Consider the following 18,286-nt stretch of genomic DNA (forward strand, 5'->3'; position numbering starts at 1 on the left):
TCTATGCACTACGCCCTACAAAAAACATCCCCATCACTGTTTCTCGCTCGCCCGTCAATTTCCAATAATAGCGACCAGGCACAAAATCCGATACATCTACTACAAACCCCTTCACCCCTTTCTCCACACCCCGTTCCTCCACAAGTTCCTGTTGATTGTTCTCAATCACAAAACTTTGGTTATTGGCCAAAGGTTTTTCAAATTGAATGACCAACTCTGCTTCCACATCCAAGCCATTCTTAGGCGCAATCAATCCAAAAGTAGTGCTCCTACTCGCTTGCCACAAAACCGCCTCATAATTCGGAACAGGCAGAAAAAATTGGCTCAAGCCATCAATCGTCTCATTCACCTTATCGGTCAAAGACTGCCATTTTTCCTTTAAAGAAGTATGGTTTAACTTTTTCTGCTTCAATTGCCAATGCGTTTCCATCTGCTGCAATTCCATTTTGAAGCGTTCGTCTCCAAACAAAGTTACTCCGCCATACAAATCCTCATAAAAAGCAATTTGGTTTTCGATAGCAGGCTCATCTTTACGAAGTTGAGTGAATGATTGAAGGTCTTTGTCTGACAATGTTCCTATAACATAGCCCTCTACCAATTTTGTTTTTTCATTTTCTGTCATCATTGGATGATTAATCGTTAGTCAGCAAATCTTACAAATAATATACAATCTCGTTTCTTTCCTCTTAAATATCATCTCGTTTAAATTCCTTAGCCATCTGCGCTTGCAGTGCTTTGATACACCTTCTCTTTTGTGTCTTTACAACATCTTGACTCTTATAGTTCAAGTCTTTTTGAATCGCCTCAATCGAGTATTGACGATAGAAAAAAAGGTATAAAATACGCTGGCAGGGATGCTGCATTTGTTTCAACAAGCGAGCAATCATCTTTTTTCTATCCATAGATTGCAGCATATCCTGCGCCCTTATTTCAGAAGATTCCGTAAATTCCAAAGGAGCATCAGAAGTAGTCTCTTTTCGTTGGCGCAGCTGCGACAAAAAAATGTTTTTACCTATCGCAAAAAGATAGGTTTTCAACTGACTTGTTAAATTCTCCAATTTTCCAGCCTTTGCATTTTTATACAAAGCAATAATGGCATCTTGAAAAATATCTACCGCATCTTCTTCACTGCAATTGTGCTTTTTCAATATCCAATGCACAAAAGAAGACCTAAATTCATCATACAATACATTGACCGCCTCTCTTTTACCAGCTTTGAAGTCTTGCAGCCAATCATTAAAGTCTTCTAACATACTAGTACCATTTTTAGAGCAAATGTGAACACCTAATGAGAAAAAATCTTTTTTTAAGAAAACCTTAACACTTAATTTCCTTTATTAATGATTGAAGATAAAGTTTTTACCAACATTTTTACACCTATTTTTATTTTTCAATCCAGCGAAATTAAGATTTTTTTTTAAAAAAAATCTCATCTCCTGTTCACTAACTTCAAAAAAGTGATACTAAAAGATGAATGGATAGGCAAGAACGATGGTTTTTCAATTCTATCTATCAAACTTATTTTATCACTCTTTGCGGCAAGGAACTTCTTTTGGTAATTGCATTTAGTTGCTGCAGAAATTAAATGCGATTCAAAAAGCTTTCTTCTGCAAAACAAAAAATTAAAATCATGGCAAATTCTAACTGCTGGGTACAATTTTGGGAAAATGACTCCTATGATGGTAGGACTGATACTTACAATAATGAACAAAGAGTAAACAATCTTAAAGATGAACATTATGACGGTTCTTCAAAAGACGAATATCATTCTTACAACTCTTTAAAAACTGGTCCCACTGGTTATCTCATCGCATTTGATGGACTCAATTTGACTGGAAACAGCATCACTTTTGGTCCAAACTCAAATGTACCGCACCTTGACCAGCATCAGAGAGGTTCGCTTGGGTCTTGGCAAAATAGCATTGGGAGTTTCATCTTATTGGATGGCGCACCTGAGACGCTTGACTAAAGACTTCCAATAAAATAGCTTTCCTATTCGGAGCAGAGGCTTCTGAAATTTTTGTTTTGAAAAGAAGTTGATAGTGAATAAAATCGCCCCTCTTTAAAGGATAATATTTCAGAAGTCTATTTCAAGATTTCATTTAATTTAGACTCTATACGAAAGATTAAAGGCAAAGGCAAAACATCTTAAACCATTAGCAACAAACAAATTAATTAAAACCGAGATAAATATTTGGTTATAAAAAAATATTTACCTCTTTTGTCTTTCGTCCAAAGTCCAAATTTAGTAGACCTTCCTAAAAGGTAAATACCCAAACAAAAGAACTAAAATTACAAAAACACAGATTATCATGCAAAAAAAATTTTCACCAATCATGCTTTTATTTTTTTTAATGAGTGCTTGTTTTCTATTCAACAACTCAAAACTACTTGGTCAATCTACTCTTTGCGATATTGAAATATCTTCTAAGGATGGCAATACTTCCACAAATAATATTAAGCCTCAAATATCCAATGAAAACATTATTTGGCAAGGAAGTAACGAAACCACCAGTCATATCTATCAATACAATGGCAACCATGTCACCAATATATCAGCACTATTTTCCAGTTTCTTAACCTCCAACGAAAACCATCAAATAGACGGCAACAACATCGTATGGCATGCCTTAAAAGCAGGAAAGGCTCATATTTACTTATATGATGGAACAACAGTAAAAGAGATATCAAGTCAAGATAGCAATAACACTAAATTCAACTATGATCCTCAAATAGATGGCAACAATGTAGTCTGGGCAGGTGTACCTCCAGAAGGTAGTGAAGGACAAGATCACATTTACCTCTACGATGGCATCCATGTCACCGAAATATCATCATTGGATGGAAATACCTCTACCCAAAATGTTTTGGCTCAGATAGATGGCAACAACATCGTTTGGAGGGGAAATGATGGATTTACCAACCACATCTACCTCTACAATGGCACTCACATCACTAAAATATCAGCAAGTTCAACCAACAATAATTCTCCCCGAATAAAGAATGGCATCGTCACATGGAGCGGATACAATGGAACAAGCACTCAGGTCTATCAGTATGAAATTCCCATATTGGTTTTGAAAAGGGAGGAACTACCAACGACCAACAGTGCTGGACAGAAAATCTACATTGCCGAAGTTTGTGGAGGAATAAGCTCAAATTTTGTTTCATCAGGCGGTTTTGCTAGTATCAATGAGTTCCCCTCCGAAAATGCAGGCTGTATCCAATACCAAGTCGTATATACCAATTCCACAGACTGGACGCTGACTGTTATAGACATTAACGAATGTACTTCACTGATAATTAATAGCTTAAAATTTCCCAATATTCCGAGTTACACAGTCACACCCGAAACCTGCCCTGGTGAGGAGAATGGAGCTTTCGCTATTGAGGTAGAGGGCGGTGACAGTGCTTGTGAAATTTATACCTACACTTGTACTGGTCCTGCAGGATTCAACCAAACTTCAACAGGCAGCGCAACAAGCATAGCTTTCACTGATTTGGCATCGGGCTCTTATGATGTAAGAGTTACAGACTGTGCAGGAACGACTACTAAACAAAACATCTATGTAAGTCGTGCCAATAGTGGCGGTGGCGGTGGCGGTAGAGGTCGTGGAAGAAGTGGAGGCTGCAAAACGGCTGGGGGTGATGATATCAACGATGTTATCAACTTGACTGCCTATCCGAATCCTTTCTCTCAACAAACTTTGATAGAGTTTGCACTTCCAGAACCTTCAAAGGTTTGGCTTTCGGTCTATACCATTGAAGGGAAAAAAGTAGCGAAAATATTGGAGGGTGAAGCGATTGAAGGAAGTGGCTTACAACGATATGGTTTTGCAGTAGAAGAGCTGCAAGGTGGAGTTTATATTTTGGAATTGCAAACAGAATCGGGTTTGAAGCAGTATCTACAGTTAGTGGTATTGAAGTAAAGGCTATACGATATGTACGAAACCACAAAAGTCGTCAATGCTTTTGTAGTCTATACCAACCTCCAAAAAGTATATTCTTGATAAACTGAGATGGTCGGCAGTATTGAGCCGTATATTCATGTAAAAAGAATGCAATGTTGGTAATCATAGCCGTCAAGCTAAGGTTTTGTTGTTTCTCATATAGCTTTGAACAGGAAGTTTTAATAAAAAAGAAGCACATTATACACACGAACTATAAGAAAGCTTCCTTTCTATTATTCATTCTTGTTCAAGGCCTAATGCTTATGTTAATTACTAAACTTGATGGCTATGTGTTGGTAATCTAAAAAAATCAAAGATGCGTTTTTTTAATAACAGTTTTGAATTTTGAATGAATGATTTTTTGATTATTCCTTTTCCTTCAATGCAGACTACACGCCATCGAAGACTTTGAACAAAACAGGCTTGCTTGGACTTGCATCCATTTCCAAACTCGTAATTTGCAGATTGAGGAAATACTTGCCGTCTTTTACCCCATTTGGCACATAAATCATTTCGGTAATCGTGGCATTGAGTCGGGCATCGTGGGGATATTGCCAAAAAACTTTGTGCGACAACAACTCACCTCCATCTTCCTCTCTATCAACCGATGGAAGATCGAGCAGCAGATGTTCAACGCCATTTTCGACAATGTATTGAGTAGCTTCATGGTGTAGGTAAGGAGGATTTGCGCCTGAATAGTGGGTGCGAAGTTTGAAATCGTCATTGGGAAGGGTGCGAATGACCAAAGCTTGCGGCATTTTTTTACCTGCCAAAGCCGTTACGATTTGTTCCTTCAATACAACTCGGTCACCATTCTCCATTTTCTGTGGATAGACCGAAATCAGTTCTGCCAAAAAGAAAAACTGCTTCAATGCCCGATTGATGGTTTCACCATTGGGAGAAATATGTCCTACACACTCGGTATGAGTGCCATTGCCATGTGGATTGAGCAAAACGTTTTTGAAATTCACTACTCCTCCCTGCCGCACATCTCCCACAAAATCACCCGCTCTCACAGGTTCTATCTGCAATGGCGGCGCATAAAAGGCATTGACCGTTTGCAGCCCTTCTTGAAGCGGAATCGAAATATCCATTGCTTGGTCTAAGCGAATTTGGTAGGTTTCGTTTTGGTATTGAATCGTCGTTTGCATGGATTGAAGATGTTAAGGATTGGTTTGACCATTTTGATTAGCTCATAGAGAATATCATGCATTATAATATATAAAAATCCCACCATTGTTTTAATGGGTGTTTATCTCCAGGAAAGTACTTCCCATATTCTTTTATATTTTTTAACATATTCTGCAAACAATTTTTAGTAGGCCTCTGAATCTCAGACCAAGTTTTTATCAATTCAAGTGTAGATATTATCGGAACATTCTTAGCATATCTATTTGCGATTTTAATTGCATTTTTATCATCCGTAGCTAATATGAAATTGCGTTCTTCTGCAATAGCTAAAGATGCTGCTTCTCCATCATCTCCAATCTCCATAACATAAAATATAAATCTTCCCATTTCTATATCATTCTTAAAATTCACTACTTTTAGAGTGTTATTTCCCAATACATCCATAAATTTTTTATTTGGAGGATTGAGTTCCTCCAAATGTTCAATATTTAATATTTCATCCCTTTTCACTGTCTCAGAGATAAAAATATCCACAGGAAGATTGCTTATTATATCTTCTATTCTCCCGGAAGCAAGGATATTTATTATGCAACAAGCATCTAAAATAATAGGTTTTTCAAGAATCATTTTACGGCAAAATATTTATTTGTGCGGTTCTTATTTAATACTTAAATCAATATCATTAAAATTTACATCTTTATTTACTGCATTCTCCCTTAAAGCTATAGCAATACTTCGAGCTTCTAAACGGTTTACATCTAAAAGCTTGGCAAATTTCCCTTCCGTAATAAGACCTCTGTCAAGAGCTTTTATTGCCATATTCATATAATTTAATGGATATTTCCCTCCTCTTTCTTTACTGATTTTTCTTAGTCCTAATTTATCTTGAGCCTCTCTTATTTTTAAATTTCTACCTTTAATTTTATACTCCCATGTCCCTGTTGGTAGAAGTTTTAAATCTTCTAGTCGAATAGTTATTGTTTCGACTCCCACACCAAAAAAATCTGCTAAGGATAATAAATCTTCAACCTCAAATCTTCCTTTTTCTTTATGTCTTGCAAAATGTTTTGAAACACTATAGGTTGGCATTAAAAAATGTTTAGCATAAGATTCTGCAAGTTGTTCAGGCAAAGGCATACGACTATATTGATTATCATAATGATAGACTGTATTTTTCCGATGGACAAGAAAATGAAGATACCCATGAGCAAGAGACCATCTTTGTCTCTCCTCAGGATGATTGATGTTTATAGCTAAACATCCTCCTAAATTATCATCGAAAGCATAAATCTCTGAAAATTTATTAGGCATTTTAATATAAAATATGCGTAAGCCTACTTCTTCCTCTAAAATTTCACGAAGCCCTCTAACAGGGCCATCTCCTATTCCTAATCTATTTCTTTCTTTTGTAGCAATATTCTGTGCAATAATTTCAATAGGCATATCAAATAGTGTATACTCTTCTGGATACCTTTTCGACAAAGGGGTATTTAAAATTTCCTCCAAGAAGTAATAATCTTGACATAATCTTTCCCATTCTTCTATTACTGGCCCTACCTCTTCATTTTCGTCTTTAGTTCTAAAATTAGCAGCTCGATATTGAACATTAAATGAAGATGATGTAATTCTTGGATTTAAAATGTCACTTACCGAAATACCAAAAGTTTGAGCTAATAATATTAGTTCTTTTGATTTGATTTTTCGTTTTCCTTGTTCAATAGCAACTATTGTTGTTCTTGAAACATTGAGTATTTCTGCTACTTGTACCTGACTCATGTTTCTACGTTCACGAGCTATACGCAGTCGTGGACCGATTTTACTTGCATCAAGGTCTTTAATTATATTACTAGGCATATTTTTATTGATTGATGATTATAACGACACTTCAAAATATTCCCATTCTTTTGAATAATTTCTATACAGTTTTAGTATCCTACTTTGACAATCGTTGTTTTTAATTCCATCATAAGTATTAAATAATTCAACAACATTATCCATACTTGGATATAAATAAGTAAATTCCCTCCATCTTTCATATAATGTATCATAATTAGTGAATATGTCATCTATATTTTTTACCTGATAACTCATATGAGTAAAATATTTTTTCTCATCAATTTCTAATAAGTTAATATCAGGCATTAGATATATAGTCTTATCTATAAAACTTGCTGCATTAATAGACTGCCTCCTTAATATACAAGAGGAACAATAACCACATTGGTTAAGAATCTTTCGGTGAGGTCTATCACAAGATGTTGTTTTGCTAATTAAATCTGTTCTACCTAACAACGATTTTAGCATTTCTGCCTTTGTAGTAAAAATAAAAGGATTTCATACTTTGAATCTCTTTTCAAACAAATGAGATAATAAGATGGATGTTATATGTAATGTAATAGGATGTACTGATCTTGAATGGTATAAACCAACACCTGCTTTTGTATATGGCAAATTGAATGCGCCTATACCATTTTCATAAATAAACAACTCATTCTTTTTTTGCAAAAAAGCCACTACTGATCCTATTAAAGCAAATACAACACCCCTAGACCTCATGTAAAAGTTTTTCTTTAAACTTTTAATCCCTTCTATCAGTATTGGAATTTGAAATAATGATGTCTTGTCTTTCAAATCTTTAGATAAAAAATTTCGAACTTTTTTCTGTTTACCTATAGTAGGCTTATTAGAGCCTGTACCAACTAAATAAAAATGTTTATTAGGAAACTCTCTCCTTCTTCCATACAAGCCAGCCAAAGCGTCTAACCCTCCACTCCATAAAGCAACCTCTGAGTTCTCATCAAAAAAATCAATACCTGATAATATTTGCTCTGCTTTACGTAACTGAGTTTTACGTTTTGAAAAAGAGAAAACCCAATAACTACCAGTATTCCAAGTTAATAATTCATCAAGTAAATTAATTATTACTGAATCTTGGAAAATTTGTGGTAATCTTAAAGGTAAATTAATATGAATTTCCCTTGATATGCACTTCAGTTTATCCTTACAAATTCTATCTGCAGTGTAAATTGCAGTAGCTAAATCTAAAATATCGGCTGCTATGGGAGAATAATTTCTAATGCTTTCTAATTGAGAATCTCCTACTCTAAGTCTAATTTTGTCATTTTTAATATTTTTATGTTCAAAATTAACTTCAGTATATATGTCTGATATAGGTTTAAAGTTTAAGTTGAATCTATTCATTGTAGTAGATCTTCTTTTAAATCAATAGAAACCTTTTTTCTACTCAATTTCCTGAGCTTTTCTACGCTATTTGTAGAATTTGATTTGTGTGCCCACACGATTATTGTATCCTTAATTAATGGTGTAATTTCTTGAATCTTTCTTTGTATCATTGTATTATCCGCATCTTCATAATGACTTGAAGTAGTTTCTAATATTGATTTAAATGAAGTTTCGTATATTTCAGTCATATATTTTTCAACTATTTTTTTTTGTATATCATTAACATCTCCTGTAAATCCATATTTACATTCATGTATGATTGAATGAGATACGGACATTAGTATCTCTCTAATTTTTGTTGAAAGAGTATATCCTTTTAATATTGTTTCTAACTCCTTTGTTAAAGGATGGATTTGTCTATTGTGAATCATATTTTGTTTAGCCTCAATTAATAAAGCCATTTTTTTCAAAGAGTCAATTGGCGTATTTCCTATCTTTTGAATATCTTTTTTTAATGCCATTATTATAGCATCTGCACAAATTTCATTGTCCAGTTTATCCTCACATAATAGCTTATAAGGCTTTTGATATCGTCCAGATAATTTTGAATGTATGATGTCTCCGTCTGGCATAACAACCTTTTTTAAATTATTAACTAATGCAAAGCTAAATCAATAATGTGACATGTGCAAATATTTTTTTCTTATTTTCTGACATGTCAGAAAATAAGAAAATATCTACCTATGCAAATTTTTGATATTAATCAATAATCTTGACCATTCACCTTCTCACAACACCAGCCCCCCATCCCGCATCACCAACTTCCGATCCGCCATATTCGCCAACTGTTCGTTGTGGGTCACGATGATAAAAGTCTGTTCAAATTCATCCCGCAATTTGAAAAACAATTGGTGCAAATCCGTAGAATTGTCCGAGTCCAAATTGCCCGAAGGCTCATCCGCCAACAACACAGAAGGGCGGTTGATTAAGGCACGAGCCACGGCTACTCGCTGCTGTTCACCTCCCGAAAGCTCATTCGGTTTGTGGGTAATACGGTCACTCAAGCCCAAAAACTCCAACAAACGATGCGCTTCTTTGACCGCTTCCTTTTCACTTTTCCCCATCAAATAGGCGGGAATACAGACATTTTCGAGGGCCGTAAATTCGGGCAGTAGGTGGTGAAACTGAAAGACAAAACCTATTTTTTGGTTTCTAAACTTTGCCAAATTCCTATCTGACAATTGGTTAATCACCTGACCATCAATCGTCACTTCTCCCGTATCAGGACGATCCAAAGTTCCCAAAATGTGCAACAGCGTACTTTTACCTGCACCAGAAGCCCCTACAATAGACACAACCTCCCCTTTTTGGATTTCGATGTCCACCCCCTTCAATACCTGCAAATTGCCGTATGCTTTTCTTATATTTGTTCCCTTAACCATAGACTTCAAGAAAATTGAAATTAAAAAAAATGTATCCGATAAATGGCAAAAAAAAATAAGGCAAAACAGTCAAATTTGCCAACTCCAGAACGCAAGAAACCCAACCTCAATCATCCGATTGTTTACGCCAAACATACATGGTCAAACAATCGCACCAAAATAGGTTTGGCAGCAATACTCATTATCAGCTTCATTGCCTTTTTGCCAGTCCTTTCAGCCGAATTCACCAACTGGGACGACAACCTATATGTCACCGAAAACCCCTATTTGGTCAAATTTTCGATGGAGAATGTGGTCAATATTTTCACCCACCAAACCAGTGGAAACTACAATCCATTGCCGATTTTCACGCACCTCATAGAACGTTCCTTGTTTGGTTTGGAAGCATTTTGGTACCACTTCAACAATTTATGGCTGCATTTATTGGCAACAGCACTTGTTTTTTGGTTCATGCTCTTACTACGAGCCAACCTCATGATCACGCTCATGGTCACCGCCCTATTTGGTTTTCACCCTATGCGGGTCGAATCCGTTGCTTGGATAACCGAGCGCAAAGACGTATTGTTTGCCGTTTTTTACATTGGAGCGATGATTAGCTACATTTATTACCGCAGTCAAAAGGTGAACAAAACCAAATACTTAATCAGTTTGTACGTTCTTTTTATCCTCTCTGCTTTCTCCAAAATACAAGCCGTTTCGCTGCCATTGTCTCTGCTCGCCATAGACTACTACTTCAAACGCCCCCTCAAATTTAACCTAATTGTCGAAAAAATACCGATGTTTTTGATTTCTTTGACCTTCGGTTTGATTGGCGTGTTCATTTTGGGCAGCAAAGGCAGCATCAATGCAACAACAGGCGATTTTACCCTATTCGACAAATTGCTGTTCGCACCACATGGACTGTTGATGTATGTCTATAAGGTATTTGTTCCCTACCCTTTGGCGACGTATTATCCCTATCCCGACAAAGTAAACGGTTTGTTGCCAATGGCTTATTATATCAGTCCTTTTATTTTAGCGGCAATGCTTTGGGGTATCTGGAAAAGCACGCAACATACACGAGTCGTTGCTTTTGGAACTTTCTTTTTCTTGGTCAATATCATGTTTTTGCTGCAAGTCGTGAGCGCAGGAGAAGCCTATCTTGCCGACCGATTCACCTATATCGCCTACATTGGTTTGTTCTTTGTGTTGGCAGAAGGCATAGATTATTTATTGAAGGAAAAATCTGCTGTCAAACAAGCAACAATGGGCATATTAGGGCTTTATTTGGTCGGGCTTTTGGGAATGACTTTTCAACAAAGTAAAACCTGGCAAAACAGCGAAACATTGTGGACAAATGTAGTGGATCACTACCCCAGAGTCGCTGTGGCGTACAACAATCGAGGAAATTATTACCGAGACAAAGGGCAGCAAGACAAAGCCTTAGCCGAATATTCCAAAGCCCTTGAAGTGCGCCCCAATTATGACTTGGCCTACAACAATCGGGGCAATGTCTATTTTGGTCAAAACCAAAACGACTTAGCACTAGCGGACTATATCAAAACCTTGGAACTGAATCCTGGCAACGAAAAAGCCCTCAACAACCGAGGTTCTGTTTATTACCGAAAAGGTCAATACGATGAGGCTGCAAAAGACTACAATGCCGCCATTCAACTTGATGCTTTATACACCGATGCCTACCTCAATCGGGCGGTGCTATATGCTACTATTGGTCAGCACCAAAAAGCCGTTGAAGATTTCAATTTTTTCTTAAAATACCGTCCCGATCATGCCCAAGCAATAGGTTGGCGAGGAATTTCTAAACGAGAAATTGGACAGTTAGAAGCGGCTCTTCAAGACTTCAATACCTCCCTTCAATTGAAGCCCAACGATGCAGGTAATTTGTTTCACCGTTCATTGACCTACCAAAAAATGGGCAATAAACAAGCTGCATTGCAGGATGCATTGAAAGCGAGACAGTTAGGAATGAAGGTAAATGAGGAGTATTTAGAGAGTTTGAAGTAGAATATACCCGTCTTTCAATAGGGCGGGTGCGGTTAACTAAGCGTTTTTCATTCCTTATTATTAGGCACTATATGACCCGACCCATCCTTTTTATTGCTGTAATTTGTCTAATCCTATCGGGATGTCGTTCTCATAATGCCATCTCACTCCTCGAAAAAAAATCAACTATAAACCCATCTATAGAAAACTTTTACCTTGGCGGGATTCATGTCAATGTCTATGATATGGACAATTGGCTGAATACTTTGAAGGAAGTAGGGATGAACACTGTAGAAGTGACTGTCTATGGCAAACAATGGTATTGGGATACAGATAGTTTGACCTTTGACGAAGACAAAGACACTGAGGGGCAAATCATGGAAATAAGAGCCGCAAAGAAAAAAGGACTGAAAGTAGTGGTGGTTTTGAGGACACAATTGCAGCATTGGGTAGAAAAAAATCACTTTCTATGGCACGGAATGATTATGCCCAAAAACGATTCCTTGCTGCTTTCTTGGTTTGAAAAATACAACGAATACAGCCTCAAATGGGCAAAAATATGTGAACAGGAAGGTGTAGATGTTCTGGTGATTGGAAGCGAAATGAATGCTCTTGCTTCCACCGTACCCATTACTTCAATGCCTTGGCTGTATGGATATTACAACAGTTGGTTTAGGATGTCCTTCAATGAAAGACGAATTCTGAAATACAAAAAAACCTTGCAAGATAAAAAGCTTTGGGTACAGGGCTTCAACCTTGACAAAAATGGGAAATATTGGCTCGAAAATTATGTAGATGGTAGAATTACCGCTTTCAAACACTGGGGAAAACAGGTGACTTTTGCTGACCAAAAACAGCCTTTGAAGGAGATGAACAAAAGAAGGACATTGATCAAACAGTCTTGGATAAATTTGATTCAAAAAGTAAGAACAGTCTATCAAGGTAAACTCACCTATGCTGCCAATTACGACAACTACCAAGAAGTCGACTTTTGGGAACATCTCGATTTTATTGGCATCAATGCTTATTTCCCTCTCCGAAACCCAACCAATGAACTCCCTGCAAGTGCCGAACTATTGGAAAATTTTGAGGAAAAATGGCGAAATGTCTTTAAAGAGATCAATACCTTCAAAAAAAAGCAACACCTTAGCGACAAGCCTTTGTTATTTACCGAATTGGGTTATACCAATTATCTAAATGCCACAGTAGAAAGCTGGTCAGGGCAGGGCTTTACCCTACTGGGTTGGGGATTAAATGAAAAATTGGTGATTTGGGAAGAGCAACAAATATGCGGCGAAGAACGCTACTGGGCAGTAGAGGCACTCAGGAAGGTGACAGAGGCTTATGCTACGAATTTGCAAGGCATCTTATACTGGAAACTCACCGACCATGAATACTATTTGAAGGAAGAATCTTTTGCCTTACACATTCAGGTTCCTCCAAAAGATAACTTGCAAGTAGCACTGACTAAATTTTTGAGAAAAGAACACATAACTGAATGAACAAAATAATTGATGTTATCATCCCCGCATACAACGAGGAAAAATCCATCCCTCTCGTATTGGGTGATATGCCCTCCGATTTGGTGCGAGAAGTCGTTGTCTGTAACAATGCAAGCAAAGACACAACGGCAGAAGTAGCCCATAAAGCGGGTGCAACAGTGGTGCTTCAAACCCAAAAAGGATATGGAAGTGCTTGTTTGAAGGGAATAGAACACCTTCAAAACAAAGCCATTAAACCCGATATTGTCGTGTTTTTGGATGCCGACTACTCCGACCATCCCGAAGAATTAGCGGAGTTGATTCGCCCGATTTTGGAAGAGGATATGGACTTGGTGATTGGTTCTCGTGCATTGGGAGACATGGAGGAAGGTTCGATGACCTCCCAGCAAATTTTCGGCAATTGGCTCGCAACGAACTTGATACGCCTATTTTACAAATACCACTTCACCGACTTGGGTCCTTTTCGAGCCATCAAATATGACAAACTCATTGAATTGGACATGGAAGACCCAGATTTTGGATGGACAGTCGAAATGCAGGTCAAAGCCGCAAAAATGAAATTTCGCTGCACAGAAGTTCCCGTTTCTTATCGAAAACGCATAGGAGTTTCCAAAATATCGGGAACAATCAAAGGAACGATTTTGGCAGGACACAAAATTTTGTGGACAATATTCAAACTTTTATAGCTTTTGCTCTCTGACAAACAAAATGAAATAAACTGAAAAAAAATGTCAATACTTTATTATTTCATACTAAGCATTTACACACTAGCCCTCATATACATCACCATTTACTGCCTGTTCCAATTCCACCTCCTATTCAATTACAAGCGGTATTATTGGAAAAACAAAAATGGAGTTCTTCCCGAATCCTTCACAGACAAAGAGCTACCTTTTGTCACTATCCAACTCCCCATCTTCAATGAGATGTATGTTGTAGAACGTTTGATAGACAACATCACCAAATTCGACTACCCAAAAGACCGCTTTGAAATCCATATACTTGATGATTCAACGGATGAAACACTCGAAATAACCCGTCGAAAAGTGCAAGAATACAAAGCCAAAGGTTTTCAAATCGAACAAATTATCCGCCCCATCCGCAAAGGCTTCAAAGCAGGCGCATTAAAGGAAGGAACTGTTCACGCCAAAGGAGAATTTCTCGCCATTTTTGATGCCGATTTTCTACCCAATGCCGATTTCCTACGCCGCACCATTCCCTATTTCAAAAACGAAAAAGTAGGAGTCGTACAAACCCGATGGCAACACATCAATCAAAACTATTCCCTCATCACTCGCCTTCAAGCACTTCAATTGAATGTCCACTTTACCGTTGAACAACAGGGCAGAAAAGCGGGAAACTGTATGTTGCAATTCAACGGTACGGCAGGGGTATGGCGCAGAAAAACCATTGAAGACGCAGGAGGATGGGAAGCAGATACGCTGACCGAAGACCTCGACCTCAGCATCCGTGCCCAATTGAAAGGATGGGAAATCGTGTATCTTGAAAAAGTAGGCTCGCCTGCCGAACTTCCCGTAGAAATGAATGGTTTGAAATCACAGCAATTTCGATGGATGAAAGGAGGCGCAGAAACGGCTCGCAAAATGCTACCTACGGTCTGGAGGTCTGAACTTCCATTGATGAAAAAAATACATGCCACCATGCACTTGTTGGCTAGTTCGGTTTTTGTCTTTGTGTTCATTTTGGGCATATTCAGCGTGCCTTTGATTCACATAGTACCCGAATTAGGAATCAGCAAGCATATTTTCACTGGTTTTCTAATCGGTTGGATCTCCATTATTTCCATTTACTATGTAGCCAATGTGCAAGCGGAATTGAAGAAAGAACCCTACTTCAAAATGCTCTTGAAATTCATCGTGCTTTTTCCACTTTTCTTGGCATTGTCTATGGGCTTGTCCCTACACAACACTTTTGCAGTGCTGCAAGGATTTATCGGCAAAAAATCTCCGTTTGTACGCACCCCAAAATTCAACATCAAAGGTTTGGCAGATACGGTTCAGAAACGCAAGTATTTGGCGACCAAAATCCCTATGACTACTTTTTTAGAAGGCTTTTTGGCACTCTATTTTTTGGCAGCGTCCATTGCAGGAGTGTATTTCCAAAACACCATGTTTTTAGCTTTTCACCTCTTGCTGATGGTTGGTTATGGAGCGATTTTCTTTTTCACCTTACGCCATTTGAATTTGAAGTAATTGATTTAAGTCATCATGACTTGTGCTTTTTTTGAACCACAAAAGCATCAAAAGAACACAAAAGAAAAATGAAAAAATCACTAAAAATGAAATTTCTCCTCCTCCTAATCCCTACAATAATCATTTATGTGTCATACGAAGAACTATCCTACCATCTCATGAACTTCAACGAAAAATCCATTACCTACCCAGTGCCTCCAGTTCATTTTGTTTCAGTCAAAAATGGTCGTTTTGAAGTGAGCGGAAAACCCTACTATTTTTTGGGAGCAAATTTCTGGGCTGCCATGAACTTGGCTTCAAAAGGAGAAGGAGGCGACCGAGAACGCCTTATTCGTGAACTCGATCACCTGCAATCATTGGGCATCCGAAACCTGCGAATCATGGCAGCAAGCGAAGGACCTAACACCGAACCGTGGCGAGCTGTACCTGCTGTTCAGCCTGCCGCAGGAGTTTATGAAGAAAAATTGTTGGATGGATTAGATTTTGTGCTTTCCGAAATGGGCAAACGGGGAATGTATGCTGTTTTGTGCCTCAACAATTACTGGCCGTGGACGGGAGGAATGGCACAATACAATGCTTGGTTTAGTGATGAAAAGCAAATTCCCTACCCACCACCAGCAAAAGGGGGTAATTGGTTGAAATATATGTGTTTTTCTTCCCAATTCTTCAAAAACAAAAAAGCCATTGATGCCTATCATCAATACATAGAAATGCTCATTTCTCGCCGAAATAACTATACAGGTTCGCCCTACAAGGACGACCCAACTATTTTTTCTTGGCAGTTGGCAAACGAACCCCGTGGCGTATTGGTCGGCAATGCCTATTACCGTTGGGTCAAGAACACTGCAAGGTTTATCAAGAAACTGGACTCCAATCACTTGGTATCTGTAGGGAGTGAGGGAAATGCCGTTGTACCTTTTAGTCGTAAATTCAAAAAAGAACATTCCTTCAAAGAAATAGATTATACCACTGCTCACATTTGGGCGCAAAACTGGACTTGGTACGACCCGACTCAGCCCGAAAAAGACTTTGAGAAGGCATTGGAGAAAGCCAAAAAATACTTCTCCTCTCACCTCAAAATGGCAGAAAAAATGAACAAGCCTTTGGTATTGGAGGAGTTTGGATTGGCGAGAGACGAAGGAAGTTATGCTTCAACGTCTTCCACACAATGGCGTGACCGTTATTTTCGAGAACTTTTCACACTTGTACATGAATGGGCAGAACAAGGTCGAGCCATTGCGGGCTGCAATTTTTGGGCTTGGTCGGGTGAAGGCCGTCCTCGACATCCAAAAGCGGTTTGGAAAAAGGGAGATGACTTTACGGGCGACCCACCTTTTGAGCATCAAGGTTGGTATTCGGTGTATGATACGGATAGCAGTTCATTGGAGCTTTGTAGAGAATTTGCAGAGCAAATGGAGGGCTTGAAGTGAATCTTAAATGATTTAATGCCCTATTTCATCAAATCTTTCCCAATAAAAAATACGCCAAGTGCAGAAACCTGATGCCGCTTGGAGGCCAACTTCCAATAGTAGCGTCCAGGCTTGAAGCCTTTTTGGGCGGATAGCTGTATGCCAAAAGAAAGTGTTTGAGGTGGAATCTCTTTTCTGAGTAATACATCATACTCATTGTTTTCGATAATCAGTAAAAGCGGAATGGTGCTTGGTGTTTTCCACTCAAATTGAAGATCCTTTACGCAGTTGATAAAATTTTCTGGGCGTATTATTTGTACGTCACTTGACCTACTAATAGCAGATAAATTTTGTTCGTATTCCTGAATTGGGGCAAAATAAGCTATCAATTCCTCTAAAGTATAGGTTTCTTGATAATAATAAAGTTGCTCTACCTCTTTGAGTATTTTCAAAAAATGAAGGCTATCATCTTCCAAAAAAGATTGCTTCAATAATAGATTGAAGTAGGTGGTCTCTAAGAATTCAGGATTTTTGAGTAAGGTTTCAAATTCTTTTCGGTCAGCCTCGTTTAATTTTTCATTTAAAAATTTATCAAAAAGTTCGTTCATCTGTTAAGATTTTGGGTATATTTTAAATTTGATTTTTACACAAAAAATATATTTTGAACTTTAGACTAAAGACATAAGTAGAAAGACAAAAGAAGTAAATAATAGCTCTTAATTCCTTCGCTATCAGCGATTTATTTTTTTTCGCTTTATACCTTTAATCTTTCGTCCAAAGTCTAAACATATTATATAATGTGTTTTTTAATGTATTTATATACAGATGGAAAATGATTGGCAATATGTTCTGTCAATCCTTTTGATTCAATAAACCTAGCGAGATCTTTTAGACATCGAGACAAACGCTTTCGAGAGACAACTTCTGAGATGCCAAATCGGGCAGCAATGTCTGTATGAGGCAGTTCGTATTGATACCGCAATCGAATAATTTGTTGGCAGTAAATAGACAAATTATTCAAATGTTGCTGAAATTGCAATGCAACCTCTTGCCTATCAGTTTCTACTAAAGTAATTTCAATACTTTCCTCAAATTGTTGATTTTCTTCAAGCTCATTATAGTATTGGTGAATCATTTGCTCATTCTTTTTCTTTTTTAGTTCTTTATACCACAAAAACCGAGCTATTTGTACAATATACGCCTCGATATTATTGGGAGGAGTTGATTTTTTTTGACATTGTACTTTGAAGGCATGAAAAGCTTTCCAGATGGTATCCCGTACATCGTCTTCGTCTCCTCCATTTTTCATAACAATTCCCTTTATTTGGGCAAATAGTTTTTTGTAATAATGTAAAATAACTTCCTTATCATTAGTGACAAAGCCTTCAATAATGTTTTTTGGGTTCATGTTTTAGAGCTGTATATTTAAATAGAACGTGTCTATTGGGTGTAGAAATGTGACGTGTTTTCTGA

The 18,286-nt window shown here is 37.6% G+C and carries 18 protein-coding genes; 7 read left to right on the plus strand and 11 right to left on the minus strand.

The window, feature by feature from the left end; all coding sequences use genetic code 11:
* Position 1: 1 nt before the first annotated feature.
* Together R3E32_11485 and R3E32_11490 are read right to left on the minus strand one after the other, a co-directional pair.
* Positions 2-622 carry a hypothetical protein gene (locus tag R3E32_11485; GenBank protein ID MEZ4885341.1) on the minus strand — a complete coding sequence of 207 codons (621 nt, stop codon included), beginning with the start codon at positions 620-622 and terminating at the stop codon, positions 2-4.
* Between the two features lie 64 nt (positions 623-686).
* A complete protein-coding gene (locus tag R3E32_11490) occupies positions 687-1,253 on the minus strand; it encodes a sigma-70 family RNA polymerase sigma factor (GenBank protein ID MEZ4885342.1) in 567 nt (188 codons plus the stop codon).
* 377 nt (positions 1,254-1,630) lie between these two features.
* Between R3E32_11490 and R3E32_11495 the strand changes: the two genes are divergently transcribed.
* Both R3E32_11495 and R3E32_11500 read left to right on the plus strand, forming a co-directional pair.
* The gene (locus tag R3E32_11495; GenBank protein MEZ4885343.1) at positions 1,631-1,969 is read left to right on the plus strand and encodes a hypothetical protein; all 339 of its coding nucleotides are present in this window, start codon (positions 1,631-1,633) and stop codon (positions 1,967-1,969) included.
* A 367-nt stretch (positions 1,970-2,336) separates the two neighbouring features.
* Positions 2,337-3,929 carry a T9SS type A sorting domain-containing protein gene (locus tag R3E32_11500; protein MEZ4885344.1) on the plus strand — a complete coding sequence of 531 codons (1,593 nt, stop codon included), beginning with the start codon at positions 2,337-2,339 and terminating at the stop codon, positions 3,927-3,929.
* Between the two features lie 410 nt (positions 3,930-4,339).
* On the opposite strand, the gene R3E32_11505 is transcribed toward R3E32_11500, so the two are convergent.
* The 7 genes from R3E32_11505 to R3E32_11535 all read right to left on the minus strand — a co-directional run bounded on the left by R3E32_11505 (position 4,340) and on the right by R3E32_11535 (position 9,706).
* The gene (locus R3E32_11505; GenBank protein ID MEZ4885345.1) at positions 4,340-5,101 is read right to left on the minus strand and encodes a cyclase family protein; all 762 of its coding nucleotides are present in this window, start codon (positions 5,099-5,101) and stop codon (positions 4,340-4,342) included.
* A gap of 61 nt (positions 5,102-5,162) precedes the next feature.
* Complete coding sequence (locus R3E32_11510; GenBank protein MEZ4885346.1) at positions 5,163-5,708, minus strand: hypothetical protein; 546 nt, start codon at positions 5,706-5,708, stop codon at positions 5,163-5,165.
* 30 nt (positions 5,709-5,738) lie between these two features.
* The gene (locus tag R3E32_11515) at positions 5,739-6,935 is read right to left on the minus strand and encodes an ImmA/IrrE family metallo-endopeptidase (protein MEZ4885347.1); all 1,197 of its coding nucleotides are present in this window, start codon (positions 6,933-6,935) and stop codon (positions 5,739-5,741) included.
* Between the two features lie 18 nt (positions 6,936-6,953).
* Positions 6,954-7,223: a hypothetical protein gene (locus tag R3E32_11520; GenBank protein MEZ4885348.1), complete on the minus strand. Its 270-nt coding sequence runs from the start codon at positions 7,221-7,223 to the stop codon at positions 6,954-6,956.
* A gap of 192 nt (positions 7,224-7,415) precedes the next feature.
* Entirely contained in the window at positions 7,416-8,282 is an 867-nt protein-coding gene (locus tag R3E32_11525) for a hypothetical protein (protein ID MEZ4885349.1), read from the minus strand.
* Complete coding sequence (locus tag R3E32_11530; protein ID MEZ4885350.1) at positions 8,279-8,896, minus strand: hypothetical protein; 618 nt, start codon at positions 8,894-8,896, stop codon at positions 8,279-8,281. Before R3E32_11530 ends, R3E32_11525 begins: the two co-directional genes overlap by 4 nt.
* Positions 8,897-9,052: 156 nt before the next feature.
* Positions 9,053-9,706, minus strand: a complete 654-nt coding sequence (locus R3E32_11535) for an ABC transporter ATP-binding protein (protein ID MEZ4885351.1) — start codon at positions 9,704-9,706, stop codon at positions 9,053-9,055.
* 42 nt (positions 9,707-9,748) lie between these two features.
* On the opposite strand from R3E32_11535, the gene R3E32_11540 reads away from it, so the two are divergent.
* The 5 genes from R3E32_11540 to R3E32_11560 all read left to right on the plus strand — a co-directional run bounded on the left by R3E32_11540 (position 9,749) and on the right by R3E32_11560 (position 16,834).
* Positions 9,749-11,710, plus strand: coding sequence for a tetratricopeptide repeat protein (locus R3E32_11540; protein MEZ4885352.1), 1,962 nt, complete (start codon positions 9,749-9,751; stop codon positions 11,708-11,710).
* A 71-nt stretch (positions 11,711-11,781) separates the two neighbouring features.
* Positions 11,782-13,191: a hypothetical protein gene (locus R3E32_11545; GenBank protein MEZ4885353.1), complete on the plus strand. Its 1,410-nt coding sequence runs from the start codon at positions 11,782-11,784 to the stop codon at positions 13,189-13,191.
* Complete coding sequence (locus R3E32_11550) at positions 13,188-13,877, plus strand: glycosyltransferase family 2 protein (protein MEZ4885354.1); 690 nt, start codon at positions 13,188-13,190, stop codon at positions 13,875-13,877. The genes R3E32_11545 and R3E32_11550 overlap by 4 nt, the downstream gene beginning before the upstream one ends.
* Positions 13,878-13,919: 42 nt before the next feature.
* Positions 13,920-15,404 (plus strand): glycosyltransferase family 2 protein, encoded by a 1,485-nt coding sequence (locus R3E32_11555; protein MEZ4885355.1) that lies wholly within the window; start codon positions 13,920-13,922, stop codon positions 15,402-15,404.
* Positions 15,405-15,490: 86 nt separating this feature from the next.
* A complete protein-coding gene (locus tag R3E32_11560) occupies positions 15,491-16,834 on the plus strand; it encodes a glycoside hydrolase family 2 TIM barrel-domain containing protein (GenBank protein ID MEZ4885356.1) in 1,344 nt (447 codons plus the stop codon).
* 20 nt (positions 16,835-16,854) lie between these two features.
* Here R3E32_11560 and R3E32_11565 read toward each other — a convergent pair whose 3' ends face one another.
* Both R3E32_11565 and R3E32_11570 read right to left on the minus strand, forming a co-directional pair.
* A complete protein-coding gene (locus R3E32_11565) occupies positions 16,855-17,421 on the minus strand; it encodes a hypothetical protein (protein MEZ4885357.1) in 567 nt (188 codons plus the stop codon).
* Between the two features lie 182 nt (positions 17,422-17,603).
* Positions 17,604-18,221 (minus strand): sigma-70 family RNA polymerase sigma factor, encoded by a 618-nt coding sequence (locus tag R3E32_11570; GenBank protein MEZ4885358.1) that lies wholly within the window; start codon positions 18,219-18,221, stop codon positions 17,604-17,606.
* Positions 18,222-18,286 lie beyond the last annotated feature (65 nt).

The organism is Chitinophagales bacterium (assembly GCA_041392475.1).
Classification (GTDB): domain Bacteria; phylum Bacteroidota; class Bacteroidia; order Chitinophagales; family UBA2359; genus JAUHXA01.

Bases quoted from the DNA above. Each gene is read 5' to 3' on its own strand.
- R3E32_11535 (MEZ4885351.1), bottom strand. From the start codon at position 9,706: ATGGTTAAGGGAACAAATATAAGAAAAGCATACGGCAATTTGCAGGTA.
- R3E32_11515 (MEZ4885347.1), bottom strand. From the start codon at position 6,935: ATGCCTAGTAATATAATTAAAGACCTTGATGCAAGTAAAATCGGTCCA.
- R3E32_11530 (MEZ4885350.1), bottom strand. From the start codon at position 8,896: ATGCCAGACGGAGACATCATACATTCAAAATTATCTGGACGATATCAA.
- R3E32_11505 (MEZ4885345.1), bottom strand. From the start codon at position 5,101: ATGCAAACGACGATTCAATACCAAAACGAAACCTACCAAATTCGCTTA.
- R3E32_11495 (MEZ4885343.1), top strand. From the start codon at position 1,631: ATGGCAAATTCTAACTGCTGGGTACAATTTTGGGAAAATGACTCCTAT.
- R3E32_11490 (MEZ4885342.1), bottom strand. From the start codon at position 1,253: ATGTTAGAAGACTTTAATGATTGGCTGCAAGACTTCAAAGCTGGTAAA.
- R3E32_11550 (MEZ4885354.1), top strand. From the start codon at position 13,188: ATGAACAAAATAATTGATGTTATCATCCCCGCATACAACGAGGAAAAA.
- R3E32_11500 (MEZ4885344.1), top strand. From the start codon at position 2,337: ATGCTTTTATTTTTTTTAATGAGTGCTTGTTTTCTATTCAACAACTCA.
- R3E32_11545 (MEZ4885353.1), top strand. From the start codon at position 11,782: ATGACCCGACCCATCCTTTTTATTGCTGTAATTTGTCTAATCCTATCG.
- R3E32_11555 (MEZ4885355.1), top strand. From the start codon at position 13,920: ATGTCAATACTTTATTATTTCATACTAAGCATTTACACACTAGCCCTC.
- R3E32_11485 (MEZ4885341.1), bottom strand. From the start codon at position 622: ATGACAGAAAATGAAAAAACAAAATTGGTAGAGGGCTATGTTATAGGA.
- R3E32_11540 (MEZ4885352.1), top strand. From the start codon at position 9,749: ATGGCAAAAAAAAATAAGGCAAAACAGTCAAATTTGCCAACTCCAGAA.
- R3E32_11565 (MEZ4885357.1), bottom strand. From the start codon at position 17,421: ATGAACGAACTTTTTGATAAATTTTTAAATGAAAAATTAAACGAGGCT.
- R3E32_11570 (MEZ4885358.1), bottom strand. From the start codon at position 18,221: ATGAACCCAAAAAACATTATTGAAGGCTTTGTCACTAATGATAAGGAA.
- R3E32_11520 (MEZ4885348.1), bottom strand. From the start codon at position 7,223: ATGCCTGATATTAACTTATTAGAAATTGATGAGAAAAAATATTTTACT.
- R3E32_11510 (MEZ4885346.1), bottom strand. From the start codon at position 5,708: ATGATTCTTGAAAAACCTATTATTTTAGATGCTTGTTGCATAATAAAT.
- R3E32_11525 (MEZ4885349.1), bottom strand. From the start codon at position 8,282: ATGAATAGATTCAACTTAAACTTTAAACCTATATCAGACATATATACT.
- R3E32_11560 (MEZ4885356.1), top strand. From the start codon at position 15,491: ATGAAATTTCTCCTCCTCCTAATCCCTACAATAATCATTTATGTGTCA.